Consider the following 26,682-nt stretch of genomic DNA (forward strand, 5'->3'; position numbering starts at 1 on the left):
CCGTGCCATTTTTGAACGTCCATCCACCGCTAACAGATCGATTGCCTCGAAGAATTCATTGATAATGATTCTCACTAAAATTATAATGGGGTCAAAACCATATATCATTTGGTGGGGGGATGGAATAGGGATGTCGGTTCTGGAACAAATGATGCTGTGGAACTGTGCCTCGATTGATATCGTGGATATCCGTTACGAATGTTTGCAGCCGTATGAACAGCTCGAATACACCGTATCAGACGATCTTTTTATCGTTACGGCCGCCGGACAGGCGCGGATTCATGCAGAGGACGCCAGCTACGATTCGGAGAGCGCGCCGGTCGTCCATGTCGGGAAGAATATGATCCACAGGCTCCTCGCATCACATGAGGGTTACGAATTTTGCTTGATTCAATACAAAGCACTGCTGCCGCCGAAGCAGAATCTTCCGGTTGAGATTTCTAATCCACAGGAGACTATCCGGCTGTTTTATTCCTGTTACGCCGCGCCGGCTGGAGCGGGGGCATTATACCAGAGCATGGCGAAGGAAATGAACCGGTTGTGGCGGAACGAGCATCCGCTGAAGCGGCTGGAGGCGAAGAAACAACTGTACTCATTCGTTCATCTCATATTGCAAGAAATGGAGCGGACGGATGAAGCGGAGGGGAGTACGGCAGAGGATCCTGTCACAGCCGCTGTCGAACACATGGCAGCACATTATAGTGAGCCTTTGACGGTCTCAGACTTGGCCGAGCGGTTAGGAACAAATCCCCGTCAGCTGCAGAGAGGATTCAAAGCGCGTTATGGTCACAGCCCCATGGAGCACTTGATTAACATCCGGCTGGCCAAAGCGAAAAGGCTGCTCGAACAGAGTGAACTGCCTGTCGCGCAAATCGCGGAAGGGGTAGGTTACCCCGACAGCTATTATTTCAGCCGCTTATTTAAAAAATACAGCGGCTTGTCACCTAGAAGCTACAGGCAGGCAAGGGAAAAGGACAGTAGGCAGGCAAGTGACGGTTGTCGGATTTCTCCAAGTTTAACGTCGCAAACGTACATTGTCCCGGCCAAGGAGGGTGGGTATCATCTAAAGGGGAGCGCTTCGCAAGCGTTCCGCGCCTTGTTGTCGCTGACCCTGCTGTGCACAGGCGGACTTACCTATGCCGGCGGCAAAATTCAAGTTCCTCATTTGCGCGGCATGCTTCAGCTTGAACGCAGGCCGGAGCGCATTGCCGTGCTGGACTACCAATATGCCGACCAATTACTGGCGCTCGGAGTCGCTCCTGTCGGAAGCGTCGCCTGCAGCGTGGAAACCGGCGGGCTGCCCGTGGATCTGGCAGAGCCGCTGAATTGCATGGCTCGTCTCGGGACTAAAGAACAGCCCAATTTGCGGGTGCTGGCGGCGATGCAGCCGGAACTGATTGTCTGCACTTCTTTCCATGAAGGCTGTTATGCTGATCTCGCGGCCATTGCTCCGACGATCATGCTGGACCGCAACGAAGATTGGCGGCAGTCGCTGTTCCGGCTTGGTGAGCTTGTCGGCCGGCAATGGCGGGCGCTTGAAGCCATCGACGCCTATAACGCTAAGCTGGATCGGCTGCGGCGCAAGCTTAAGGACGGTGGCGGCTCGCCGATCGTAGCGCTGATCCGGCCGCGCGGAAGCAGCATCCGTCTTCATACCGTGAGACACCGCACGGCCCGCCTGCTGTACGAAGATCTTGAACTCGCCGCCCCGCCGCTTGCGGGCCAGCAGACGGGTACCAGTTCACTGATTCCGCTGAATACGCTTCCGGAGCTTAGAGCAGACCGATTGTTCGTGTTGACGGACGATACGAACCGGGAGCAGACCCGTTTGTACCAGCAAAGCCCCGTCTGGCAGAGCATGAATGCCGTGCGCTGTGGTCAGGTAAGCCAAGTTCACACGGCGCTGTGGATCGGTTATTACGGTCCGATCGCCATGAACAGGGTCGTCGACGAAATTGCCGAGGCGCTTCTGTAGCCGTTATACGACGAGTTTTCTATATCAGCAATACAAATCCAATCGCATCCGGACGGTGAGGACCTATGCCTGTGACAAAGCTTTGTCTTACGGTCGCTTCCAGCGCGGATAACGATCGGGAACGCGAGGAACTGGCCGAATTGCACAGTTTCATTATGAGCCAAGTCGTTCGAATGAATATCGGCGATTTTGTTCAGCTGACACTGGAGTATGTAACAGCCGATCAGGACCATCAGCCTCGAGCCATGGACATGGCCGGTCCGCGGCCGGGAGAACGGCCGGAGCCAGCTGCGCTCAGCGGGCGACAGCTTGAGATCGCCGAACTGCTGTGCCGGCATTACAGCATCAGGAGAATAGCCGAGGAATTGTATATTAGCGTCAATACGGTTAAAAAGCATATGCAAAATATTAAAAAGGCTCTCTGTCTGGAACAGGCAGGGGGCGATTTCGTCTATTTGCTGTCTGAGAGGTTGAAAGAGCGGTGAAGCATCGGGTGCATCGTCCGGGCTTATCCGATTGAAGCATTTGAATTATCCTTTCGGGTGATATACGGATAGACAAGGGGATGCTATGATTTACCTATCTTATTGATAATGATTATCATTATCGTAATTGATAAGTAAATCGTGCCAAAGGAGTGTATCCAGCCATGCAGCAAGCGACAGCGGCGGCTGAAGCATCCGCCAACAGCCGCTATTTGCAAAGCCAAGAAGAGCGGGAATCTTCTGCCCGTTCCTATCCCCGACGGCTGCCGATCGTCATTGCCGAAGCAGAGGGTGTTCATGTCAGGGATATGGACGGAAAAGTCTATTATGATTGCTTGGCAGGCGCCGGAACCTTGGCGCTTGGACATAACCACCCCGTCGTCATCGGGGCTATGAGGGAGCTGCTTGATCAGAAGGCACCCCTGCATACGCTTGATATAACGACCCCGCTTAAAGAGCGGTTCGTCGATGAGTTGTTCGCAAGTTTGCCGTCTTCATTTGCGCGTAACGCCCGCATCCAATTTTGCGGCCCAACTGGTGGAGATGCCGTGGAGGCCTCGATTAAGTTGATGAAGACGGCCACGGGAAGACGCAGCATTCTGGCTTTCCACGGCGGATATCACGGATCTACGCACGCGGCCATGAGCCTCAGCGGTACGCTTGGGCAAAAAGAGAAGGTTGCCGGCCAGATGCCCGATGTTCATTTTCTGCCCTATCCATATGGATACCGTTGTCCGTTCGGCGTGGGTGGTGAGGAGACGTCAAGACTGAGCCTCCGGTATATCGAAAACGTTCTTCGCGATCCGGAAAGCGGTATTGTCGCTCCTGCCGCCATGATCGTCGAGCCGGTCCAAGGAGAGGGCGGCTCCATTCCAGCCCCGCCCGAATGGCTCAAAGAGCTGCGCCGACTTACGAAAGAGCGGGATATTCCGCTCATCGTCGACGAGGTACAGACAGGCCTTGGCCGGACCGGCAAGCTGTTTGCCTTTGAGCACGCCGGTATCGAGCCGGACGCGGTCATACTGTCGAAAGCGATCGGCGGCAGCCTTCCGTTGTCGGTTGTCATCTATCACGAACGCTACGATGTATGGAAGCCTGGCGCGCATATTGGCACTTTTCGCGGGAATCAGCTGGCGATGGCAGCCGGATTGGCAGCGCTCCGCTATATCAAGGAGCAGGAGCTTCCGGAGCGGGCGCGTGTGCTCGGCGAACGGCTGCAGGAACGGTTAAGCTCGTTGGCGGAGAGTGAGAGCTGCATCGGCGACGTGCGTGGACTCGGTCTGATGATCGGCGTCGAAATCGTCGACGAGCACGGCGAACCCGACCATCTCGGCCATGTTCCGGCTGCTCCAGGGCTGGCCGCACAAATCCAACGGGAATGCCTTCAGCGCGGGCTGATCTTGGAAGTCGGCGGACGGCATTCCTCGGTGATACGCTTCCTGCCCCCGCTCATCGTGTCCGAGGAGCAGCTGGACGATATTGCCGCACGCTTCGGGGAGTCGGTGCGGGCAGCGCGGGAGGCATTACGATGCTGATGGGCCGAAAGCCGGTTTCGCCAGCGGAAATCCCACCTCCGGCGATGGACAAGGAGGAGAATCTAGCAGAGGAGCGCTCAGGAGCTTCGGCAGGCAGCTTGGCCGAACGTCATGCGGTGCAGCTGGCGGCGAGGTCGCTGCTCAATGCTTTCCTGCGGGAAAACGAAGACGCGGTAGAGCGAATGGAAATATTGGCTGAAGCGGCTGAAATGGGAGCTGCCGTTCCACTGACTCTACTGCTGAGCGACGGAACTCGTATTCACGGCAGCGTTCGTTACGCATCGCTCACAGGCCAGCATCTATACGAAGAGGAGTGGCTGCTGGAGCGCTGCGGCAGTGCAAGGGTGCTGCCCTTCGACGAACTCGCCGAAGCGCTTGTCCGCGAGCAGTCGCTGCGGCTCGGCCCAGGTGCGGCAGTTGCCGCACCTGGTACCCTGAAACGCATCCAAGCGAGCGTCCGGCATTTGCGCGGACATTTGGAGCGGCGCGAGGCCGATGAGCAGGCGGGACTCGATGTACGCAAGCTCGATTACATACGCTCCGAACAAAGCGTATTGGCCGGCCACCCGTTTCATCCGTATCCAAAAAGCGTAGAAGGAATGAACGAAACGGATCTGATTCGGTTCAGCCCCGAGCGGGGCGCAAGCTTCTTGCTGCATTATTTTGCCGTCCGCTCTTCTTGCTTGATCTGTGAATGGCTGCCGGACGCGTTCCAAGGGACGCTTCCCCCGGAAGCTTGCGAAACATTCCGGAGGGCACTGAAGGAGGGGCTAGGATCTCAGGCGGCAGCTTTGTATGAACCACTGCCGATGCATCCGTGGCAGGCGGATCGCCTTCTGGAGCAGCCATGGATTGAGCAAGCCGTGCAACGGGGCGAGTTAGTCCCGCTGGGTCCGCTGGGACCGCGGGTGTATCCAACCTCATCGGTGAGAACGGTATGGGAGCCGCACAGCGGTTACGGTTGGAAGCTGCCGCTTGAAGTACGAATCACTAACCTGGTCCGCGTAAACACGGCGGAGCAGACTTCGCGGACGATGCACGCCGTGCGCCTCGCCGCCCATCTAGGCGGCGAGCTGGAGAGCGAACTGCCCGGACTGCTGCCGGAAACGGGCTACTCCGGGATTGCTGTACATGGCCAAGCCATGCCTGACCCGGCTGCATCCGTGCTGATCAGGCCGATGGCGCTTGAGCCGACCGCTACGTTCGTACTGGCTTCATTGCTGGAAGGGTGGCCGGGTGAGCAAATGCCGAAACTGGCGCAGGCGATTACGGAAAGCGGCCGCAGCGGTGGAGCGCAGCAACTGCCGGATATGCTGGAGTGGCTGGAGCGATATTTGCGTCTGTCCATGCTCCCGCTGCTGCGCGTGTGGGATCGCTTCGGCATCAGCTTTGAGGCGCATGCGCAAAATTCGCTGCTGTCGCTTGCAGACGGCTGGCCGGTCAAATTTTACGTCCGTGACTTGGAAGGCATGAGCGTCGACCGCCGTCTTGCCGAAAAAGCCGGCTGGGTCGGCGATGTGCTGCCGAAAGACAGCCCGCTGCTCTACGAAGCGGCTGACGCCTGGCACCGCACCCTGTACTATTTTTTCGTCAATCATCTGGGCTCGCTTATCCATGCGCTGGCGCTCTGGCAAGGCTGGCCTGAACGTGAAGGCTGGAGCGTCGTTCGTCATCTTCTTGTAGAAGAAAGGGAGTGGTCCAGTGAAAGGCTGCGTCCCTATGTGGACGGGCTGTTAAACCATTCCACGCTTCCGGCGAAAGCGAATTTCGCCAGTTGCTTGGCAAACAAAGGAGATACGCCCTTGTATATATCCATTCATAACCCGATCAGGGACGGGCGGCGGCCATGAGCCGTCCGATTACACTGACAGCAGTCGAAGCCGCAGAGATGCAAAACCTGTTCGGCCTATGCTCTGATGCATTATCCGCTGAAACCGGCAAATCCGCTTCAATATCCGCTTGGACCCGTGCCTCAACACTCCTGGATCATGAGAGCTGCACGGCTTACCTCGATGAATTGGCCGCTCGCCTCGGAACCAATCTGCGTCCAATTGCCGCCTCGATGCTGGCCAAACGATACGCGGCTGCCATGGCGGCACCGTTCTTCCATGCACTGACCTGTTACGACAAAGCGCTTGAGCTGCCGGTCGAGAGCGTGGTTCTGCGAAGCGGAAAAAAGCATTGGCTTGAAGGGATAACCGTTAGCGGAAGGCTGTCCGCTATTCCCGCCGGGGAATCTAGGGAAGATTGGCGTCTTCGGACGGCCGAACAATTTGTCCGTTTACATTTGAGGCCGCTGTGGCAGTCGTTCTCACGCTGCTCCGGATTGCCTGAAACGATTTTGTGGGAGAACATGGCCGTACGAATTTATTCGCTTTACGAAAAAAAAATCCCCAAAATCGGGAAGGTGCCTGCAGCCAAAGCCGCGGACGATTTCAGGTTTCTGCTGCACGCGCTGCCGGCAGAGGCGTTCGGGCAGAAGCGGCAGCCGATCGCCCGTTTTTATGGAGGAGAATGGCAGTGTGATACGGCGCTTGAGCGCAAACCGGCCGTGAAGCGGATTCGCCAGACTTGCTGCCTATATTATCGGGTGTCGCTTGAAGGGGAGTATTGCGACGCCTGTCCGAAGACGAAGCGCCGCTAACGAACAAGCGGAGCAACGAAAGGAAGCCACACAATGGAAAGTTGGAAGCGGAGTTTGTATATCCTGTGCATCGGTCAATTTCTGGCCATGGCTTCCGTCAGCTGCGTAACTCCGTTTCTTCCGCTCTATCTGCAGGAACTGGGAGTGCGAGGCCATGCTGAGCTGACACTCTGGTCAGGGGCCATTTACGGCGCGAATCTGCTCAGTGCCTTTGTGATGGCTCCGATATGGGGGAGGCTGGCCGACAGGCATGGGCGTAAACCGATGCTGCTTCGCTCAGGCTTTGGCGTGGCCATGACCATCACGCTGATGGGCGTTGCGCGCGGGCCGGTCGATCTGCTGCTGCTGCGTCTTCTTAACGGGATGCTGTCGGGATTCGGGCCAGCCGCCATAGCGCTGACGGCCAAAAACTCGCCGAAGGACAGAAGCGGTTACGCGCTGGGTCTGCTGCAATCCAGTTCGGTCGGCGGCACGGTATGCGGACCGCTGCTGGGTGGACTGATGGCGGATCGTTTCAGCTTTGCGGAAGTGTTTCTGTATCTCGGGATCAGCATTTTTGCCGCTTCACTGGTCGTACTTTTCGGGGTTCGCGAACGAACAGAGGAGAGATCGACAAAGCTGCGGTCGACCGGATTACGGAGCGATATGAAAGAGATCATGGCCTGCCGTCCGCTGCCGGCCCTGTTCGTATCCGCTTTGCTGCAGCGTGCGGCAACGGTCGGCACGCTGCCGCTTATCCCGCTGTATGTCCAGATGCTTGCACCCGGAAGCGGCAATGTGGGACTGCTCGCCGGAATTGCTTCTGCGGCCATGGGCGCGGCAAATATGCTTACGGCGCCGCAGCTCGGCAAGCTGGGGGATCGCGCCGGGCAGAGCCGTGTTCTCACGGCTTCGCTGCTTGGGACGATGCTGATGGCGATCCCGCAAGTGTTTGTGCAGCAGTTCTGGCAGCTCGTGGCACTCCGCTGCTGCAGCGGCGCTTGCATGGGCGGGCTTGGCCCTTCGCTGAACGCGCTCGTGCGCAGGCATGCACCGCCGGGCATGGAAAGCCGCGTCTTTAGCTATCTCAACTGCGCTCAGATGGCCGGTGGACTGCTCGGCTCCTCCGGCATGGGATGGATCGCCGCAACTTTTGGCCTGCGTTATGTTTTTGCGGGTTCAGCCATACTTCTTGCGATCAATTTCATCTGGATCAGCGTGACCGGGCATGGGGCCGCGAGAAAAGGCGGAACGATCGAAGCCTGATACGCGGCCAACAAGCGAAGTATTAGGATGCACCAACTTCAAGCAGCATGGGGTAAAGCATGCCCTAAGTGAGCACAAGCTTTGTTCCTGTCGGCCAAGACGCTTCTATTGAATCAAAAAATTGCGAGGTGAGACCTATATGAAAAAGTGGAACAGTCTGGACGGACGCACTGCCGCCATCCGTTCGGCTGCTTACGAAAAGGCGGGGCGGCGCGTGCTCGGACAATTGATCGAAGCAGTGCTTTATGAAGGGATTGCTGAGCCGGACGAAGGACTTCCGCAAGCGGGAGAAACCGTAACCGCCCATTTGGCGGGGCGCACGGAAGCAGGCGAGGCTGTACGTTACCGCTTCGTCTGCAGGCGCAGCTTTAGCTTCGGCCGCATTCGGCTGGATCGCGGCACGCTTCGGCGCATCGCGCCGGACGGCTCATCCTCGCCACCACAGCTTCCGCTGTTCGTTGACGAGGTCCTCGGTCAACGGCAGCAGGGAGAACTGCTGCTCCGTCTGCACGAGGAGCTGGCACGAACGCTGCTTCATGATGCAGAGTCGATCGCTTGGCGGATGCTCGAGGGATCAAGTCGTTCGCGGGACCACGCGGAAGGCGAACTGGATGGCCATCCATACCATCCTTGCTACAAATCACGCATCGGCTTCGACGCCGCCGACAACAGGCGGTATGGGCCCGAATACGGGGAGCTTCTGCAGCCGTTATGGGTCGCCGTCGCCGAATCGCACGCTTGTATATCGCTGCGGCGCGGCCTGAATGAGCAGAGCTGGCTGCGCGAGGAACTTGGCGAAGCTGTGCTGGAACGCTTCCGCACCGAGTTGGAGCGGCTGGGGTATCGCCCGGACGAGTATCATTTGATGCCTGTTCATCCCTGGCAATGGGAGCATGTCGTCGTTCCGTCGCTGCACGGGGAGATTGCGGGCGGAATCATCGTCCCGCTTGGGTACAGTGATGACACCTACCGTGCTCAGCAATCGATCCGCAGCCTGGAAAACACCACGGACCGCCGCAAGGCGACGTTGAAGCTGTCGCTAGGGATCGTCAATACGTCCACCCGCCGGATGCTGGCGACGCACACGGTGCGGAACGCGGCGCTTGTTTCGGATTGGCTGCATGATCTGCACGATGCCGATCAAACCCTGGACAAACCGGACTTCGCGCTGCTCGATGAATATGCCGGCGTGGCTTTGGATACACGGCAGCTGCCTCCGTCGGTGCGCGAACGTGCCAGCGGCGCGCTGGGCGCGATTATGAGAAGAGGATTGGAAAACGTGCTGCACGAAGGCGAGCAGGCTCTGCCGTTTGCGGCCTTGTCGCAACCGGGCGGAGAAGCAGCTGCCGCCGTCGAGACTTGGATATCCCGGTACGGCATGCAGGTGTGGCTCGGCGAGCTGCTGGAAGCAGCGGTAACGCCGCTCATCCATATGCTGTTTGCCCACGGCGTGGCGCTGGAATCGCATGCGCAGAACATTTTGCTGCTGCATCGGGACGGTCATCCCGTCCGCATTGCGCTGCGCGACTTCCATGACGGCGTGCGTTTTTGCCGCCGCCTCCTGCCGCAGCCGGAGCTGTGTCCGGAGCTGCACCCTGAACCGGCTTCGCATTTAGCGTTTAACCGTCACTCTTATATGCAAACGGAGGATCCGGAGGCGGTTCGGGACTTTCTGCACAGTGCTTTCTTTTTCGTATGCCTCGGCGATCTGAGCCTGTCCCTTAGTGAACATTATGGTGTAGCGGAGGAGAAGTTTTGGGAGCGTGTTGCCGCTGTCATCTACCATTATCAAAACCGCCATCCGGAATGGGCACGACAGTATGAACTTTACGATTTATTCTCGGAAAAAATCCGCATCGAGCAGCTGGCCCGCAGACGGCTCTGGCCCGATTCGGAGGTGGAGCCGAAATGGGTTCCGAACCCGCTGCATGCGTTTCGTACGGTGAAAGGGGAGAAGGTCTATGCAGAATAATTCGATGAAAAGAGAAGCAGAGCGGCGGGTCATGGAGGATTTGCTCAACTCGCTGCTGGCGGAAGATTTGCTGGACGGTCTGCGCACGCTCGAATCGGAGGACATCGCTGTGTTGGAAGGTGCGGACGCCGCTTTCACCGCGGCCTGGAGACAGCTGCGTATAAGTTTACAGGCAGACGAAGCAGCTGGAAAAGAGCGGCCGGGCGATGCTGATGCTGCAGCAGGCGCTGATGACGGGACCGGGGAAAACGCTCAGGGCGCAAAACACCACTTGGCCTCTCCTATTCCACCGTTATATGCAGGCCATCAATCAGAGACGATTCCGGCAGGCACGCTGCTCGGCCTTTGGCGCCCGGATGGTGAGAATAAAGCCGTCGTATTCGGACTGCGCCGGTCACTGGTCCAAGAGCTGCGCTGTGAACCCCTGGCTCTGGTCTCAGCAGGCGAAGTTGACGGCGCGGCTCGATTGCTCACGCCTCCGGAATTGATGCGACTCGTGGCTATCAGCCGTTCAAGCGAAGAAGATGTCCGGCCGGAAGGGACCGAGACGTTCATCGATATGCTGCGGCAGACAGCCGAGCAAATCGCCTGGTCATTGGAGCGGCGCGTACCGGCTGGGGACCCGCTTGCTCTGCCGCAGGACCTGTCGCTGCTTGCCCTGGAGCGCAGCGCCGCATTTCGCGACCGGCCGTTTCATCCGGTCGCGAAAGTAAAACTCGGCTGGGGCCGCGACGAATGCGGCCTCTATACGGCCGAGGCGGGGCAGCCGATCGGGCTGCGCTGGATGGCCGTTCGCCGCGACCGGCTGCTCAGGGGCTCCGGTGCAGGCGATGTGCTGCCGCAGACGCTGCTCCTTCCCGCAGGGGGCCAAGCAGAGCTTGACCGCGAGCTGGAACAACGCGGACTGCACGTCACGCATATGGCCCTGCCAGTTCATCCGTGGCAGATGGACAGCATGCTGCCTGGCATGCTCGGGCCGGAGCTGGAGGAAGGCGTGTGTGTACCGCTGACCGTAGCGGCGGGAATGTTCTATGCGACATCCTCGGTACGCTCCTTGATGAGCCTCGGCGATACGCCGCGGCACGTGAAGCTTCCGCTCGGCATCCGTTCGCTCGGCGGATTACGGTATTTATCGGCTATCAAGCTAATGAACGGCGAACGGGCTGAATCCCTTCTGCGTCAGGTGCGACAGCTAGACCCGGTGCTGCGCGACAAGCTGTTCCTATGCGAAGAAGGGTGCTGGTTGGCACTGGCACCGCAAGACAACGACCTGTTCGCGGATCAGCCGCGCCATTTGTCGGCCATGATACGCAGCTATCCACAGGAGCTTGCCAAGGACAAAGGATACCGGCTTGTGCCGATGTCGGCCCTCGCCGCGCCAGGAGCCGAAACGGAGCTGTATCCGGAATGGCTGCGCCAGCGAGGCCGCACAAACACCGCACAGGGAGCGATTGAACTATTCCGTGAAATTGCGGAAACGTTCGGTGAGCTGTCGCTGCGGCTGCTGCGCTTTGGGCTTGTCCCGGAAGCCCATGGGCAAAATGTGGTGCTTGCCGTGAAGGACGGCCGGCTGCACGGTATACTGCTCCGCGATCACGACGCGCTGCGGGTCCATGTACCCTGGCTGCGCGAGGCGGGCCTCGACGATCCCCATTATTTGCTGCGTCCCGGCGTTCCGAACTCCCTGTATCATGACTCCCCGCAGCCATTAATCGCTTTTTTCCAAATGCTCGGCGTTCAAATTAATCTGTTTGCCATTATGGACAGTTTGTCTCGTGCCTACGGGTTATCCGAAGAGCGGCTGTGGACCGAATTAAAGGATGCCCTGCTAGCGGCGGTGTCACAGGCCGGATTTACCGAGCCGCAGGAATCCGTCGTTCATGCCTGCCTGTTCGGCAGCGAGCGTTGGCCTTGGAAGCAGGTGGTACGGCCGCTTCTCGCCCAAGCGGCGAAGGTGCCGGGGAGTATGCCGTACGGCAAGGGTGAGATGCGAAATCCATTCTTCGCTGCCGAGAGACTGGAGGTGCCTTATGCTGCGCATTGAACCACATGCCGCACCGATTCCGCCGGAGCTGCTGGAACTATACCGGGAAATACAGCCGTCGACAATCGGTCATTTAACCGACTTCGGCTATGTTCGCGGATTGCGGCCGCTCTTTACTCCGATTCGCATCCTTGGAAGCGCCCTGACCGTGAGGCTTCCGCATACCGATTCCGCGGCGCTGCGCGAGGCGCTCGAGCTCGCCCAACCCGGCGATGTCATCGTCATTGACATGTCCGGCGACGAGGAGCGGGCGTGCTGGGGCGAGTTCCGGGCGTACAAAGGGCTCGCGAGAGGAGTTGCAGGAGCCGTCGTGTCCGGCTGCGTATCCGACGCCGCCGCGCTGCGGCAGCTCGGTTTTCCGGTGTTTTCCCGCGGCATCAGCGCGCTTACGACACGCTCACTTGAACTCGAAGGCGAAGTCAATACAAGCATCAGCGTCGGCGGCGTAGCCATTCGGCCGGGTGATCTGATCATCGGCGACGAGGACGGTCTGTTCGCCATCGATCCCCTGCGGGCAGAGGAGCTGGGACTGGCGGCATTGGAGAAGCAGCAAAGGGAACAACGCAGCCGTATCAAACTCGGGTACGGCCATATCGGAGAGGGGAGTGGAAGGATATGAATGAAACGAGCCCTAAGACGATGCACTTGAATTTATTTTTGATGAGTACCGGCCATCACGAAGCAAGCTGGCGGCACCCTTCAGCGAAGCCTCATCTGGCGACCGATTTCCGATATTACGAGCGAATGGCCAAGCTGGCCGAAGCTGCAAAGATGGATTCGATTTTTATCGCGGATAAATATCGCTTGAACAAAATGACGAAATACCGCGTCATTCCACAGCTCGAAGCATTTACGCTGCTGTCGGCGCTCGCGGCGGTGACGGACCGCATTGGACTCACCGCGACCGCATCGACCACATACAACGATCCGTACCATATCGCGCGCAAGTTCACTTCGCTTGACCATATCAGCGGAGGCCGCGCTGCATGGAACATCGTAACTTCGACCGGTGACGCAACAGCCCGCAATTTCGGGAGAGAACGCCATTTGGACCACTCGCTCCGGTATGAGAGAGCCCATGAGTTTGTTGAGGCTGCAGTCAAATTGTGGACCGGATGGGCGAAGGACGCGCTGCTTCTCAATCGGTCTGCGGGTCTCTACGCGGATATGAACCGAATCAAAGCCGCCGACTACGAGGGACGCCATTTTTCCGTCGCGGGCCCGCTGAATTTGCCGCGGTCACCGCAGGCCGTGCCTGTCCTTGTGCAGGCCGGCTCTTCGGAGGATGGCAAGGCCTTCGCCGCGAGATGGGCCGAAGTGGTGTTCACTGCACAGCCTGGCATACGTGAAGCCGCCTCGTTTTACGCCGATTTAAAGGGGAGGCTGAAGGCTTGGGGGCGCGAGAGGGACCATATGAAAATATTCCCCGGACTGATTCCGTTCGTTGGCGATACCGAAGCGGAGGCTAAAGATAAGGAACTGGAGCTGAACGAGCTGAGCGTTTCCGAATATGGTTTGCACAATTTGTCAGCGCTGCTGCAAACGGACCTGTCCGATTGTCCATTGGACGGACCGCTTCCTTACGAGCGGCTGCCGGATCCTGAGCTGGTGCAGGGACAGCAGGCCCGTTTCCGCCTGTATACTGAACTGGCGCGCAGGGAACGGTTGTCGATCCGCCAGCTGCTGATCCGTACTGCCGGCGGCCGCGGCCATTTTACGCTTGCAGGCACACCGGTTCAAATCGCGGATACGATGCAGCGCTGGCTTGAAGAAGAAGCCGCCGACGGTTTTAATTTGATGCCTCCTCTGCTGCCGTCGGGTCTCGAGGATTTTGTGCTCAAGGTGATCCCCGAGCTGCAAAATCGCGGCATTTACCGCACCGAGTACAGTGGAACAACGCTCAGGGAACATCTTGGACTAGCCGCGGAGCCGCTCGCTCAGCGCATTTAGAATGCCCGGGGACCAAAGTCCGCAAACAGAAACCGAATGTCGTGCACCAATGCACCAATACGAGGCTGTCTGGGAAGCGAATTAACAACGGGTGCTTTCCGATACGCGTGATTTCAGTGGGAAAAGTGGACGTTTCGTCGGAAAAGTCCAGAACGATTGACGCAAATGTTCATTTTCAAACGCAAAGCTCCATGTAATAATGATAATCAATATCAATTAGAGTGATAAATAGAAACTAGGGGTGGGTCGTTTTATGTTAGGTTATTTCATCAATGGCCATCGAAAAAGGATGGGGATCATCGTGATGGCCATATCGATCATGCTGCTGTCGGTACTGGCCGGCTGTGGACAGGGAGGGGGAAGTAAAGAGGCTTCCTCGTCACAGAAAGCCCAGACCGACTCCACTTCGGCTGAGCCAAAAGCTGCTTCTCAGGGCGATGAGTCCAAGCGGACCATCAAACATGCGATGGGAGAGACGGTCGTCACCGGAACGCCGCAGAAAGTCGTAACGCTGTTTCAGGGAGCGACAGACGCGGCCCTGGCACTCGGCGTCAAACCCGCCGGGGCGGTGGAGGCGTGGATCGAGCAGCCTTGGTACAATTACATCCGCGACCAGATGGACGGCGCGGTCAACTTGGGTTCGGAAAACCAGCCCAATCTGGAAGAGATCGCCGCGATGAAGCCTGATGTCATCATCGCTTCCAAAACCAGGCATGAAGAAATCTACAGCCAACTCAGTGCCATCGCGCCAACAGTCATGACCGAAGAAGTCCATATTTGGAAAGATTCGCTGGCGCTCACTGCCGAAGCGCTGAACAAGCAGGGGGAGGAAAAAGCCTTTCTCCAGCGCTGGGATAGCGAAGTCGCCGATTTCCAGCAGAAGATGGGCGATAAATTGAAGCTGACGGCTGGTATCGTCGACTTCCGCGCCGACCATGCACGCATCGTCTATACCGGCTTCTCGGCCTTGGTGCTGGACGAACTCGGCATTGCCCATCCGCCGGAGCAAAAGGGCGAGGATTGGGGCGTTAAGCTGGTATCGAAGGAAAACATTCCTCAGATGGACGCCGACATCATTTTTGATCAGACAAGTACCAGCCGGGATGACGGCCGTCTCGATCTCCGAAAGGAATGGACCTCGCATCCACTCTGGGAAAATCTAAAAGCCGTTCAAAATAACCGCGTCTATGAAGTGGACACGGCAGTCTGGAACAACGGCTCTGGGCCGCTCGCGGCCGAAGAGATGCTCAAGGATCTCAAGAAGATTTATGAGCTGGACTGATATGCGGCATAAGCTGCGGCAAGTGCGACGGCGCTTCTTCGGAAGCTCCGCCGCTTGCCGCTTTCGCGATGTTGTGATTGGACATGCTGCAGGTCGAACAGGGGGGAGATCACGGTGAAGTCACTTCTGCAGAGGAACGGCAGCAAGCTGCTCGGACTTGCAGCTGCGCTGCTGCTGTTGTCGACGGCTTTCGCAGCCAGCATCGTAGTTGGAACGACACCGATCGGTCTGACCAAAGCGGTGGATGCGCTTGTCCGTTATAATCCGGCAGATAACGAGCAAGTCATTATTATGACGACACGTGTGCCCCGGGCCGCTTTCGCGCTTGCGGTAGGAGCGTCACTGGCGGTAGCCGGGGCATTGATGCAGGCGCTGACGCGCAATCCGCTGGCTTCCCCGGGTCTGTTTGGCATCAATGCCGGAGCTGTGCTTGCGGTTGTGGTTGCCTTGACCCTGCTCCCGTTATCCTCACTGAGCCAGCTCGTGTGGGTCGCTTTTGCCGGAGCCGCGGTTTCAGCCCTTCTGGTATATGTTCTGGGTTCCTTGGGAGGCGGTGGTTTGATGCCGATACGGCTTGTACTGGCTGGATCGGCCCTTAGCGCACTCTTCGGAGCGGTAACCCAGGGGGTGCTGGCTCTTGATGAGTCCGGCCTGCAAAATGTGCTGTTCTGGTTAGCCGGTTCGGTCGCCGGGAAAGAAATGCACACGCTGATGCAGGTGCTGCCTTATATGCTTACCGGTGGCCTGATTGCGCTGGGATTGGCTTATCCATTGACCGTTCTTAGCTCCGGCGAAGACGTGGCAAAAGGGCTCGGACAGAGGACCCTCCTGGTGAAAGTCATCGCCGCAGCCGCCGTTGTCCTGCTCGCCGGCAGCGCTGTGGCGGCTGCGGGCGCGATTGGTTTCGTAGGCCTCGTTATGCCGCATTTCGCACGTTACATCGCTGGGACCGACTACCGGTGGATCGTTCCTTACAGCGCGGTGCTCGGAGGGATTCTGCTGCTCTCGGCCGACATCGTCGCCCGCTTTCCGGTGCAGCCGGGGGAGCTCCCGCTTGGCGTGGTGACCGGGCTGATCGGGATGCCGTTTTTCATCTCCATCGCCCGTGGTGACTTTACGCAAAGGAGGCCGCAAAATGAGCCGTCCCGTACCGATTCGTAGCCGCAGGCAGCGTTTTTCGATGCTCACGGATAAGAGGGCTGCGCTGACATTGCTGGCGTTATTGGCACTATTACTGGCCTTTTTCATTCTTGGGGCTTGCCTAGGCAGCAGATGGGAGTCGCCGCTGCAGGTGCTGCGTACACTTGCCGGCGCCAGCAGTGACTCCGCTTTCGTCATCGGGACGCTGCGGCTGCCGCGCCTGGTTCTGGCCCTGCTCGCCGGGGCGGGTCTCAGCGTCGCCGGAGCCGTGCTGCAGGGCCTTATTCGCAATCCGCTGGCCTCACCGGACGTGCTTGGCATGACGGGCGGAGCCTCCGTCGGGGCTGTCGCTTTCATCGCTTTGACCGACGGGATGCTCGGCATCCGCTGGCTTCCGGTTGCCGCCATGGCCGGTGCGCTGCTCGTGTCCAGCCTTATATATGCCCTAGCCTGGAAGAACGGGGTGGCACCGTCACGCCTGGTGCTGATCGGGGTAGGCATTTCCGCTGGCGCCAGTTCGTTGACGATGATGCTGCTGGCATTCAGCTCGATCACTTCAGCCAGCAAGGCCTATATTTGGCTGACCGGCAGCGTATACGGCGCCACCTGGGAGCAGGTGCTTACGCTGCTGCCTTGGACGCTCTTGTTCGGTTCGCTGGCCTGGGCGAACGCCCGTCATTTGAACGTTCATGAGCTGGGGGAACACATCGCGACCGGCGTCGGCGCGTCCGTCCAGCGGCAGCGGCTCGGACTATTGTTTGTCACCGTGGCGCTGGCCGGCTCGTCTGTGGCGCTGGTAGGCGCGGTCGGTTTCATCGGCCTCATCGGCCCGCATCTCGCGCGCCGGCTTGTCGGCTCGTCGTACGGTGCTTTGGTGCCTGCATCAGCGCTGATCGGGGCGCTGCTGCTGCTCTTAGCCGACACAGCCGGACGCTGGCTGTTCCAACCGCTCGACGTACCGGCCGGCGTGTTTACGGCAGCGATCGGCGCCCCTTTTTTTATCGCACTGCTCGCGCGCCGTCGCCGGCATTAAAACGTATGAACGTGCAATACATATAAGCATCAGCAAGTTTATTTTATAACCGCGCCAGCACGCGGTTTTTTTAAATTTTGTTGTTGTGAATCCAACCAGCTCACGAATTGACGTCTACGCCTCGAAGTTCACGAAATTGTTCCGGCGTCATCCCTTCGTGCTTACGGAAGCGCTGAATAAAATAAGTACTGCTGGCGAAGCCGACCGTTTCCGCGATCCTTTTGACGGTCCAACCGGTTGAGATGAGCAAAGATTTAGATTGAAGAATGCGGCATTCGTTCAAAAACTCGATCGGCGTCTTGCCGAACAAACCGTGAAATTGCCTGCTGAAATGGGAGGGACTGTACTCCGCCTGGCTTGCCATTTGATCGAGCGTAAGGGGCTTGTGACTGTGGGCACGAATCCACTGCGCCGTCTCCATCAGCTTGGTACGCATCCCCGGCTGTGTCCGTTCTCCTTCCGAGACATCTACGTACATGATTAACTCGGCAAGCATTTCGTACAGCATCGCGGACAGCCGCGCTTCGCCATCCTGCAGCGGGCGAATGCCGGTAGTCAGGAGATCCGACCATAACCGATCAAGGCGGTCTGCACCCGCCCACGAAAATATCCAAGCCTCCCGGTCACCTTTGCCTTGAAGGAGCGTGCTAAGACCAGGACCCGTAAAATGAATCCACCGGATGTCCCAAGGTTCGTCTTTATCAGCATAATAATGCTGCGGTACTCCGGGGCCGCAAAGGAAGCCGGTACCTTGGCCAAGCTCCAACAACGTTTCACCAACTTGGATGTATCCTTTTCCGCCGCGGACGATATGCCAATTATACGTGGAGAGTCCTTGAGTCCGGTTTTCGCTGTGTGACGGCTCATCTGCATAATGTCCAAACGATTCGGGATAACAAATCAAGTTCGTGAAGCGCGGGCTTGGAATGAAATAATTGATTCTCATATCTCAACACCTTTATTAGCATAATCGTTATACGAAAGCATCAAAATCTTACGATTTAAGCCCCATATGATTAATAATATAATGTTCTTAAGAAGATGAATTCAAGCAAAATAATGATACATATTGGAGGAGATACCATGTATTTCGGCGCGGATTATTACCCCGAGCATTGGCCCGAGGAACGTTGGGCCGTTGATGCCCGGATGATGCGGGAAGCGAATATCAACATCGTCCGGCTGGCGGAATTCGCCTGGGCTAAACTGGAGCCGGAGGAAGGGCGGTACGATTTCACGTGGTTGGACCATGCGATTGAAGTGCTGGCCCAAGAAGGAATCAAGATCATTCTGGGAACGCCGACGGCGGCGGCTCCGAAGTGGCTGATGGACAAATATTCGGATATGTACCCCGTCGATGTCCACGGCCTGACCAAAGGCTTTGGTACACGGAGGCATTATTGCGTTAATCATCCGGTGTATCAGAAATATTCTGCGAGCATTGCTCGGGTTATGGCCGAGCATTACAAAGACAATGAGCATATCATCGCTTGGCAAATCGATAACGAATTCGGCGGTCCGTGCTACTGCCAAAGCGATCTGCATGCCTTTCGGATATGGCTCCGTGAAAAGTACGGTACCATCGACAAGCTGAACGAAGAGTGGGGAACGGTGTTCTGGAGCCATACCTACCGCAGCTGGGAAGAAATTATGCTTCCGACGTACGCCGCTAGCGACGGCTTCAGCCAAGGCGGTTCCGGCGGATTGATGTCGACCCCTTATAACCATAACCCGGGCATGCAGCTCGATTACCGCCGATTCTACTCCGATTCGACCGCCGTCTATCAGCGGCTTCAAATTGAAGAGATTCGTGCATGCAGTTCCCTGCCGATCACGCATAACTTGATGGGTCATTTCAGCGAGATCGATTACTTCGATTTAGGCAAGGATCTCGACTTCGTGTCGTGGGATAACTACCCGAATAACATGTGGGGCAAATCATCACCTCTCACCGTCGCCATGGCTCATGATCTGATGCGCGGCATCAAGAATCAGAACTTCTGGATGATGGAACAGCAGAGCGGTCCGTGCGGCTGGCACTCGTTGGGCGATACGCCGGAGCCGGGCCAACTGCGGTTATGGACCTATCAAGCCATTGCGCATGGAGCGGATGCCATGGTCTATTTCCGCTGGCGCGCGTGCACGTTTGGCATCGAACAGTATTGGCACGGTATCCTCGATCATGATGGCATCGGCCGGAGGAGGTACCGGGAAATCGCCGCAATCGGACATGAACTCAAAGAACTGTCCCCGCTGTTCGTAGGGGCAGTGAACAACAATACCGTCGCTTTGGTAAAAAGCTACGATCAAGTGTGGAGCCACCGTGCCCAGCCGCATAACCGGAACTTTCATTATGAATCGCTGCTTGCAGCCTACTACAATGCAGTTGCAGGTCAGCATGTCGGCGTTGACGCGGTCAGTGTAGAGACTGACTTTACGCCTTACAAACTTGTTCTGATGCCGGCATTCAATTTAATGACGGAGGAGATCGCAGACAAGTGCGAGACCTATGTGGCAGGCGGCGGATCGCTGCTCATCACATTCCGGTCCGGAACTCGCACCTGGAACAACCGCATGACGACTTTGACGCTGCCCGGATTGTTCCGGAAGCTGGCAGGCGTTGAACTGGAGGAATACGACTCCGTCAATTTCGGCCGGACTGTAGCGGTTAACGGGTCGTTCGGCGAAGGCACTGCTTCCATGTGGTGCGATGTGCTTAAGCTGGATGGGGCCGAAAGTCTTGCGGATTATCAGGGACATTATTACAGCGGAACACCGGCAGTTACTGCACACACCTATGGGAAAGGCAAAGTTTATTATGTCGGATGCGACCTGGATAACCCGGCGATGGACAGCCTTATGAAGTTGGTTCTGGAAAGGGAGGGCGCAGCCCCTGCTTTGCCTCAAAAATATGATGGAATCGAGGCAGTTGAAAGAAAGATCGATGGAAATGGATACCTGATGCTGCTGAATCATCGTAATGAGTCCGTCGACGTAGAACTGGGCGGCGGAGGCGCCTATGTAGATGCCTTGAGCAAGCAGACCGTAGAAGGCCGCATTCTTCTGCAGCCATATGCCGTACATGTTCTTTTAAAGCAAGAAATCTAAATGGTGCTTCGTAGTGGACATCAGCATGTTCTCCGTAATCCTCGTTCTGAATAATTTCGGCCGAATTCTCCATAATAGGAAAGTACATCCAAGAGAAAATGGAGGATAGGCATATGCTCGATAATCTGGAAAGCAACTATGACTGCAAAAATGCAGGGGATGATTTGCATCAGCTGAAGCAGGAGCTCAGCTCGCTCCGAGGCATGGGCAAGGAAGATCCAAAGACGCAGGAAGACATCAACCGGCTCGAGAATCAGATCGCCTTTATTATGAACAAATGTGATATTAATCAATAGTTTAGGCAACAGCACCCCTGAACACGGCATCCGCTTAAGCCGGTGTCGCGGGGTGCTTTTTCATGTGGGTTCTGACATTTCCAAACTTTAAGGCGATCATTCCTTTTGCGAGTGATCGTCTTTTCGTATGTGGATATCATTTCCTTACTAAAGTGTAAGGCATATGTAAGGCTTCCTCTATTCAAATCACTTTCATTCTGGCTTACATTTACGGGGTACATCTTAAGTCAGCAAGAGGAGGAGTGATGTTAGGTGAATCAGAATTCCGAGATCCAAAACAGAATATCGTTGCTTGATGCCTTAAGAGGTTTCGCCCTTTTGGGCATTTTACTAGTGAATATTATTAGCATCATGGAGGCGGAATTCCCGGAAAAGGGAACGTTCGATTGGGGCTTGAGCCGATTTTACGATTATGCGGTGGAGCAGCGGTTTTATGTGATCTTCTCGTTATTGTTTGGAACAGGATTTTATATTTTCATCACACGGGCAAAGGCGAGGGGGGACAACGCGATCGTACCGTTCATAAGGCGGCTTGCCGCGCTGCTGGGTTTCGGTGCGGTCCACTTTGTTTTTCAGCCGGGAGAAGCGCTGCATATTTATGCGATCATTGGTTTTCTGTTGATTCCTTTTTATAATCGAAAGCCTGCTTTCAACTTTGCCGCCATGCTGGCTGCGCTTGGGCTGAGTCTTGTTCTGGGCGAATACGCAGTTACTCTGGCGATGTTTTTGCTGGGACTTTTATTGGGCCAAATCGGCTTCTTTACGAGATTCGGCGAATTTGCGCCTCAACTGCGCCTGGCGGCCTGGATCAGCCTCGCCCTGACTCCGGGGGCCCTTTACCTGCAACACAGGACATTCCCAACCAACTGGTACGGTGAAGGAGCTAATTTAGCCGGCCTGGTCATGGGCACCCTCTATGTCTCGACTTTTCTGCTCCTGTACCGGAACCGGCGCATTCAACAGTGGCTGAGACCTTTGGCTGCTTTCGGCCGGAACGCCTTAACGAACTACCTGGGGCAAACAGCAATCATCGTTATGATTCTCTTCTTGTTCGATTTGAAGCAAGAGGTTAGTGTGACGGATACAACCCTCATTGCACTGGGCATCTATGCCATTCAGATACCGCTCAGTTCCCTTTGGCTGAAAAGATATAAAATGGGACCCTTGGAATGGATTTGGCGGATGCTGACTTATGGTAAAAGGATTCCGATCAGAAAAGAAATGTAGATGGAAAAATATAGGTCTTCTTTTTCTTTCCCGATATCATGTTAACTTCCATACTGTGATATTCTGAAAGGGTCAATAGGATTAAACGATTGAACTTGAAGGAGGATTGAGATGAATCGGGAAACGGCAGCCCAAATCGCTGTTGAATTTAAAAACAATCAAAAGGTGCTGGTTGCCATAGGTAATGGAACCCAGCAAGCCATTCTCCAAACCTTAATCCAGGGACCGCAAACCCCAGGTATGCGAGTGGGGGAAATCAGACTGCGTACTCATCTGTCTAGGCCGGCAGTTTCGCATCATTTGAAGATATTAAAAGATGCCCAAATTGTAAGTGTTCATAAACAAGGAACCATCAACTACTACCGGCTGGACTCAAAAAGCAAGCTGAAATCTTTGAAAGATTTGGTTCATGTCATCGAAAAAGCTTTGCTGCCATGTGAGTAATACGAAATCAACCCATGAAAATTGCAGGAACAGAAGGAGAGAACCCAAATGAACCAAGCCGTCGAAGCGGCAAATGGCGTGAAAATTCCTCAGCTTGGTTTTGGCGTATACAAAATCCAAAAGGGCGTTGTCTTTGAAAAAACCATTGCGGCGGCAATTCGAACCGGATACCGACACTTCGATACAGCAAAGATCTACGGCAATGAAGGAGAGTTGGGCCAGGAAGTGCAAAAAAGCGGCGTGCCCCGCGAGGAGTTCTTCTTTACTTCCAAAGTATGGACAACCGATCTAGGATATCATGCAACGAGAAAAGCGTTTGATCAGACCTGCCGGAAACTGAACGTAACGTATCTCGATATGTATTTAATTCATTTTGCCGGACCGCATTATGAGAAAGCTTGGGCGGCGATGGAGGAATTGTACTTAGAAGGGCGAATCAAAGTTATCGGGGTAGCAAATTTTGAGGTCCGACATTTGGAACGGCTCAAGAATCATGCCAAGATTTTACCGATGATCAATCAGATCGAAACGCATCCCGGGTTTCAACAACACGAATTACATGATTATTTGGCTCGTCGTCGAATACTGCACGAGGCTTGGGGTCCTCCTGGGACAGGGAAACAAGACTTTGCTGGAGCATCCGGTTCTTGCCATGATAGCCCATCACCATAATAAGTCAGTTGCACAAGTGATTTTACGCTGGCAAATCCAGCGGGGGGTTATTGTCATCCCTAAATCGTCCAATCCGCAAAGGATACAAGAAAACAGCGAAATTTTTGACTTTCACCTAAGCGATGGAGAGATGGAGCAGATCCGCCAGTTAGAAACAGGTACAAGGTATTCCGTTAATCCGACGGGCATCATAATCAATCCGTTGTATGTAAAGTTGATGAAGCTGTTTGTGAAGTAACATAATGACGGAGTGACTCCATCATCACGCGAACCGTCGGTCGAAGCATAGTGTACAATAAACGATAAATAATGCAGCGAGGGATACCAATGACGATCGATGAAATCATGGAATACTGTCTGTCCTATCCGGCCTGTTATGTAGATCACCCTTTTGGAGCAGAATGGACGGTAATCCGCCACAAGGGGAACAAAAAAAGCTTTGCGCTGATTTACAGCCACAACGATCACTTGTGCGTGAATCTGAAATGCGATCCGGGCCGGGCGGATTTTCTGCGCAGTGCGTTTGAAGAAGTGAAGCCGGGTTATCACATGAATAAAGAGCATTGGAATACGGTGATCTTGGATGGGGACCTGCCCGATGATGATATACACGATATGGTGAAGCACAGCTATGAATTGACAAAACCTAAGATTCGTGTGAGGAAGGCACCTCATTGACGGTTACCTCTTGAACCTCCGTCATAAGTTTTGGCGGGGAAGGGACTGTTTCATTTCACGAATGAACGGGGCCCTGGAATGACAACATAAGGAAGTAGTATACATCTCACTTTTTCCAGAGGAGGATATCTGTCATGGCTCACCAGAAAAGAAGAAATGAAGCAGCCTGGAAGTCACGCAAGCAAGAACAGCATCCCCATGGCAAAATCAAATCGCTGAAGGAATTGTCCGGCGAATATGATGAGGAGCATACTGCGAAGTAAAGAAGGGGAGACTGCACGGGCAAATGACCGGCAGTCTTCCTTTTTTAGAATGAACAACCAAGCCTCGTTGAAATTCCAGTCTTTACAAGCAGCAAAAAATGTATTATATTTGTTTGTGCAAACATTAATTAAAACTCTGAATCGAGGCAGCGACATGTTGGACACTTATTTTAAAGAATGCTTATATTTCACAGCCAATCGTCTCAGCAGAATGATAACCAAAATGGCCGAAGATGAATTTGCACCGAGCGGACTAAATCCTACCTCTGCTTTTTTGATGTTGACTGTACTGGAGAAGGACGGCATCTCGCAGAAAGAAATCGGCCAAAGCCTCCATCTTAAGCCTTCCACCATTACGCGGCTCATCGAGAGCCTTCAAGCCAAAGGACTTCTCAGCAGCCGCCAGGATGGCAGAATGTCCTTGATTTACGCAACAGACCGGGGAAGAGAAATGGAGAAACAAATCCACGAATGTTGGCAAAAACTGCGACAGAGATACAATACAATATTAAACCGTCAGGACGATGAACTCTCGCTTCAACTGAACGAGGTATGCAACCGTTTGGAAAATGCCGAATGACATGAGCATTCGGTTTTTCAATCGCACAACATTTGCTTGTGCAACTAAATATTATTGGAGGAGATATGATGAATCAGCCAGTTCTAATCGTTGGCAGTACGGGGAAAACAGGACGTCGGGTATCGGAAAAGCTGCTGCAAGAGGGAATACCGGTCCGTTCCGGATCACGTTCAGCTGAGCAGCCCTTTGATTGGAGCGATTCGTCCACTTGGGAGCCGGTACTGCAAGGGACAAGGGCAGCGTATATTACCTATTATCCGGATTTGGCCGTTCCGGGCGCTGCTCAAGCGATCGATTCATTCGCTAGATTGGCCGTGGAAATCGGTGTGCGCCGTTTGGTTCTTTTATCCGGTAGAGGTGAAGAGGAAGCTCAGCGGAGTGAACTTGCGCTGCAGAATTCCGGCGCGGACTGGACGATCCTACGCTGCAGCTGGTTCTGCCAAAATTTCAGCGAAAGCTTCCTGTATGACATGGTAAAAGCAGGCGTCGTAGCGCTGCCGGCAGGAAGCGTGAAGGAACCATTCATTGATGCTGACGATATTGCAGCTGCAGCCGTCTCGACTTTGACCGATGACCGGCATATCGGACAGCTGTATGAATTGACGGGACCGCAGGCGATCACCTTTGCGGAAGCCACGTCCTTGATCGCCCAAGCGTGTCAGCGGAATATCCGGTACCTCCAGCTTACTTCCGAACAATTTATTTCCATGCTCTCACAACAACAAGTACCTGGTGAGTCTATAACCCTGCTGTCCTATTTATTCTCCAGCGTGCTGGACGGTCGGAACGAGATTCCAGCGGATGGCGTAGAACAAATTCTAGGAAGAAAGCCGAGAACATTTTTTGATTATGCGCGGCAGGCTGCCAGAGCCGGGGTTTGGGATTGAAACGAATTAGCAACGCTGCCCATCAAATCGTAGGAGGAAATATTCATGAATTCTTTGTATTATGTTACCTTTGCAACTACATTGGGATCCGGGTTGCTGGCCGGCGTGTTCTTCACTTTTTCGACATTCGTGATGACATCGCTTGGCCGCCTTCCGGCGGAGCAGAGCATTTCTGCCATGCAGTCGATCAATTCGACGATTCTGCAATCGTTATTTATGCTGATCTTTATGGGAACCACCATTTTAAGCGTAATTTTGGGCATTGCTTCTTTTTTCAAAATGGGCAACAGTAGCGCAGTCTATGTGCTCATTGGCAGCTTGTTTATTATTGTTGGAGTATTTTTGGTAACGGTCATCTTTAATGTGCCGCTTAATGACTCTTTAGCAGCTGCGAATCCAGGGGCAGCCGACGGAGCGCAAGTGTGGAGCGATTATGTTGCCGGTTGGGTACCCTGGAATCATGTGAGGACGATATCTTCGATCGCGGCCTTGGTTTCTTTTATGATCGCTATCCGTAAATGGTAAGCATGTTACATCAATGCCTGAAAACCACTGATTCTGGATCAGTGGTTTTTTCTATTTTTCATCATATTATGTTGCCAACCACATTTATATGTTGCCGACCACTAAAATATGTGGTATTGTTGTTTTACAACCAGATATGTTGTCGACCACATAAGTTGATTCCAGTATGAGAGAAGACCTTATAGAAAGTTGAGGATATTCAGATGGAAGAGAACAAGGAGCATAATATTGAAGTTCCCGAAGAAGAAGTTAGTGCGGTGAGGGAGTTCCCCGTGAGTTTCTCGATATTCAGTATGGCGCGCTCACACCGCGGGCTTGCTGCCCAACTGCTGCGGGAAGCCGGCTTGTACCCCGGCCAGGAAATCGTACTCATGCAATTGTGGCACAGGGATCACCGATCGCAGAACAGCTTGTGCCGATCGACTCGTCTGGACCACTCCACGATCGCTAAATCGGTTCGGCGTTTGGAAGACGCCGGCCTGGTTGTAAGCAGCCGCTCCAAGGAAGATAAGAGAGTGACCATCGTATCGCTTACCCAGGCAGGACGTGATATTGAACTCAGGGTGAATGACGCGTGGAGTAAGGTGGAAGCCTTAACAACCGAAGCACTCACAGAAGACGAACAAATGACGTTTGTGACCCTGGCACGCAAAATAGCTGCTTCCTTGGAGGCGGCAGAGGAATAAGAGAAAAACAA

The 26,682-nt window shown here is 55.0% G+C and carries 26 protein-coding genes and 1 pseudogene; 26 read left to right on the top strand and 1 reads right to left on the bottom strand.

The genetic code is table 11. The annotated features are described in order from the left end of the window. Nucleotides 1-685: 685 nt before the first annotated feature. The 14 genes and pseudogenes from CJP46_RS37540 to CJP46_RS16695 all read left to right on the top strand — a co-directional run. Nucleotides 686-961, top strand: a pseudogene (locus CJP46_RS37540) (helix-turn-helix domain-containing protein); the annotation flags it as partial. Continuing rightward, nucleotides 938-1,975 (top strand): ABC transporter substrate-binding protein, encoded by a 1,038-nt coding sequence (locus tag CJP46_RS37545; RefSeq protein ID WP_373558017.1) that lies wholly within the window; start codon nucleotides 938-940, stop codon nucleotides 1,973-1,975. The pseudogene CJP46_RS37540 and the gene CJP46_RS37545, both read left to right, overlap by 24 nt. 71 nt (nucleotides 1,976-2,046) lie before the next feature. Continuing rightward, nucleotides 2,047-2,460 carry a response regulator transcription factor gene (locus CJP46_RS16640; protein WP_179281187.1) on the top strand — a complete coding sequence of 138 codons (414 nt, stop codon included), beginning with the start codon at nucleotides 2,047-2,049 and terminating at the stop codon, nucleotides 2,458-2,460. Nucleotides 2,461-2,624: 164 nt separating this feature from the next. Further along, entirely contained in the window at nucleotides 2,625-3,995 is a 1,371-nt protein-coding gene (locus CJP46_RS16645; RefSeq protein WP_094596700.1) for a diaminobutyrate--2-oxoglutarate transaminase, read from the top strand. After that, nucleotides 3,989-5,845, top strand: a complete 1,857-nt coding sequence (locus CJP46_RS16650; RefSeq protein ID WP_094596701.1) for an IucA/IucC family protein — start codon at nucleotides 3,989-3,991, stop codon at nucleotides 5,843-5,845. The genes CJP46_RS16645 and CJP46_RS16650 overlap by 7 nt, the downstream gene beginning before the upstream one ends. Beyond that, a complete protein-coding gene (locus CJP46_RS16655; RefSeq protein WP_094596702.1) occupies nucleotides 5,842-6,639 on the top strand; it encodes an IucA/IucC family C-terminal-domain containing protein in 798 nt (265 codons plus the stop codon). Before CJP46_RS16650 ends, CJP46_RS16655 begins: the two co-directional genes overlap by 4 nt. A 33-nt stretch (nucleotides 6,640-6,672) precedes the next feature. Beyond that, nucleotides 6,673-7,884 carry an MFS transporter gene (locus CJP46_RS16660; protein WP_179281188.1) on the top strand — a complete coding sequence of 404 codons (1,212 nt, stop codon included), beginning with the start codon at nucleotides 6,673-6,675 and terminating at the stop codon, nucleotides 7,882-7,884. A gap of 139 nt (nucleotides 7,885-8,023) precedes the next feature. After that, nucleotides 8,024-9,856: an IucA/IucC family protein gene (locus CJP46_RS16665; RefSeq protein WP_094596703.1), complete on the top strand. Its 1,833-nt coding sequence runs from the start codon at nucleotides 8,024-8,026 to the stop codon at nucleotides 9,854-9,856. Continuing rightward, nucleotides 9,846-11,900 carry an IucA/IucC family protein gene (locus CJP46_RS16670; protein ID WP_094596704.1) on the top strand — a complete coding sequence of 685 codons (2,055 nt, stop codon included), beginning with the start codon at nucleotides 9,846-9,848 and terminating at the stop codon, nucleotides 11,898-11,900. The genes CJP46_RS16665 and CJP46_RS16670 overlap by 11 nt, the downstream gene beginning before the upstream one ends. Next, the gene (locus CJP46_RS16675) at nucleotides 11,887-12,519 is read left to right on the top strand and encodes an RraA family protein (RefSeq protein ID WP_094596705.1); all 633 of its coding nucleotides are present in this window, start codon (nucleotides 11,887-11,889) and stop codon (nucleotides 12,517-12,519) included. Before CJP46_RS16670 ends, CJP46_RS16675 begins: the two co-directional genes overlap by 14 nt. Continuing rightward, a complete protein-coding gene (locus CJP46_RS16680) occupies nucleotides 12,516-13,850 on the top strand; it encodes an LLM class flavin-dependent oxidoreductase (protein WP_094596706.1) in 1,335 nt (444 codons plus the stop codon). The genes CJP46_RS16675 and CJP46_RS16680 overlap by 4 nt, the downstream gene beginning before the upstream one ends. A gap of 253 nt (nucleotides 13,851-14,103) precedes the next feature. After that, on the top strand, nucleotides 14,104-15,132 hold the full coding sequence (locus tag CJP46_RS16685; RefSeq protein WP_179281189.1) for an ABC transporter substrate-binding protein: 1,029 nt from the start codon (nucleotides 14,104-14,106) through the stop codon (nucleotides 15,130-15,132). A 114-nt stretch (nucleotides 15,133-15,246) separates the two neighbouring features. Then, a complete protein-coding gene (locus CJP46_RS16690) occupies nucleotides 15,247-16,293 on the top strand; it encodes a FecCD family ABC transporter permease (protein WP_094596707.1) in 1,047 nt (348 codons plus the stop codon). Beyond that, a complete protein-coding gene (locus tag CJP46_RS16695) occupies nucleotides 16,268-17,305 on the top strand; it encodes a FecCD family ABC transporter permease (RefSeq protein ID WP_094596708.1) in 1,038 nt (345 codons plus the stop codon). The genes CJP46_RS16690 and CJP46_RS16695 overlap by 26 nt, the downstream gene beginning before the upstream one ends. 100 nt (nucleotides 17,306-17,405) lie before the next feature. Here the strand turns inward: CJP46_RS16695 and CJP46_RS16700 are convergent, their stop codons facing one another. Beyond that, nucleotides 17,406-18,251: a helix-turn-helix transcriptional regulator gene (locus CJP46_RS16700; RefSeq protein ID WP_094596709.1), complete on the bottom strand. Its 846-nt coding sequence runs from the start codon at nucleotides 18,249-18,251 to the stop codon at nucleotides 17,406-17,408. 137 nt (nucleotides 18,252-18,388) lie between these two features. On the opposite strand from CJP46_RS16700, the gene CJP46_RS16705 reads away from it, so the two are divergent. The 12 genes from CJP46_RS16705 (at nucleotide 18,389) to CJP46_RS16750 (ending at nucleotide 26,671) form a co-directional block, all read left to right on the top strand. After that, complete coding sequence (locus CJP46_RS16705; protein WP_179281190.1) at nucleotides 18,389-20,413, top strand: beta-galactosidase; 2,025 nt, start codon at nucleotides 18,389-18,391, stop codon at nucleotides 20,411-20,413. A 113-nt stretch (nucleotides 20,414-20,526) separates the two neighbouring features. Beyond that, nucleotides 20,527-20,709: a DUF2524 domain-containing protein gene (locus tag CJP46_RS16710; protein WP_094596711.1), complete on the top strand. Its 183-nt coding sequence runs from the start codon at nucleotides 20,527-20,529 to the stop codon at nucleotides 20,707-20,709. 318 nt (nucleotides 20,710-21,027) lie between these two features. Next, nucleotides 21,028-21,936: a DUF418 domain-containing protein gene (locus CJP46_RS16715; RefSeq protein WP_143812987.1), complete on the top strand. Its 909-nt coding sequence runs from the start codon at nucleotides 21,028-21,030 to the stop codon at nucleotides 21,934-21,936. 111 nt (nucleotides 21,937-22,047) lie between these two features. Next, on the top strand, nucleotides 22,048-22,380 hold the full coding sequence (locus CJP46_RS16720) for an ArsR/SmtB family transcription factor (protein ID WP_094596713.1): 333 nt from the start codon (nucleotides 22,048-22,050) through the stop codon (nucleotides 22,378-22,380). A 48-nt stretch (nucleotides 22,381-22,428) separates the two neighbouring features. After that, on the top strand, nucleotides 22,429-23,052 hold the full coding sequence (locus CJP46_RS16725; RefSeq protein WP_373558001.1) for an aldo/keto reductase: 624 nt from the start codon (nucleotides 22,429-22,431) through the stop codon (nucleotides 23,050-23,052). After that, nucleotides 23,009-23,290 carry an aldo/keto reductase gene (locus CJP46_RS37550; RefSeq protein ID WP_373558002.1) on the top strand — a complete coding sequence of 94 codons (282 nt, stop codon included), beginning with the start codon at nucleotides 23,009-23,011 and terminating at the stop codon, nucleotides 23,288-23,290. Before CJP46_RS16725 ends, CJP46_RS37550 begins: the two co-directional genes overlap by 44 nt. Before the next feature lie 89 nt (nucleotides 23,291-23,379). Then, nucleotides 23,380-23,730: an MmcQ/YjbR family DNA-binding protein gene (locus CJP46_RS16730; RefSeq protein ID WP_094596714.1), complete on the top strand. Its 351-nt coding sequence runs from the start codon at nucleotides 23,380-23,382 to the stop codon at nucleotides 23,728-23,730. 134 nt (nucleotides 23,731-23,864) lie between these two features. Next, nucleotides 23,865-23,993, top strand: a complete 129-nt coding sequence (locus tag CJP46_RS37125; protein ID WP_256992382.1) for a DUF6254 family protein — start codon at nucleotides 23,865-23,867, stop codon at nucleotides 23,991-23,993. 49 nt (nucleotides 23,994-24,042) lie between these two features. After that, nucleotides 24,043-24,573, top strand: a complete 531-nt coding sequence (locus CJP46_RS16735) for a MarR family winged helix-turn-helix transcriptional regulator (RefSeq protein ID WP_256992383.1) — start codon at nucleotides 24,043-24,045, stop codon at nucleotides 24,571-24,573. A gap of 65 nt (nucleotides 24,574-24,638) precedes the next feature. Next, nucleotides 24,639-25,460, top strand: coding sequence for an SDR family oxidoreductase (locus CJP46_RS16740; protein ID WP_094596715.1), 822 nt, complete (start codon nucleotides 24,639-24,641; stop codon nucleotides 25,458-25,460). Nucleotides 25,461-25,505: 45 nt separating this feature from the next. Next, nucleotides 25,506-25,985, top strand: a complete 480-nt coding sequence (locus tag CJP46_RS16745; protein WP_094596716.1) for an anthrone oxygenase family protein — start codon at nucleotides 25,506-25,508, stop codon at nucleotides 25,983-25,985. A gap of 203 nt (nucleotides 25,986-26,188) precedes the next feature. Beyond that, the gene (locus CJP46_RS16750; RefSeq protein WP_094596717.1) at nucleotides 26,189-26,671 is read left to right on the top strand and encodes a MarR family winged helix-turn-helix transcriptional regulator; all 483 of its coding nucleotides are present in this window, start codon (nucleotides 26,189-26,191) and stop codon (nucleotides 26,669-26,671) included. Nucleotides 26,672-26,682 lie beyond the last annotated feature (11 nt).

The organism is Paenibacillus sp. XY044, assembly GCF_002257645.1.
Classification (GTDB): domain Bacteria; phylum Bacillota; class Bacilli; order Paenibacillales; family Paenibacillaceae; genus Paenibacillus_AQ.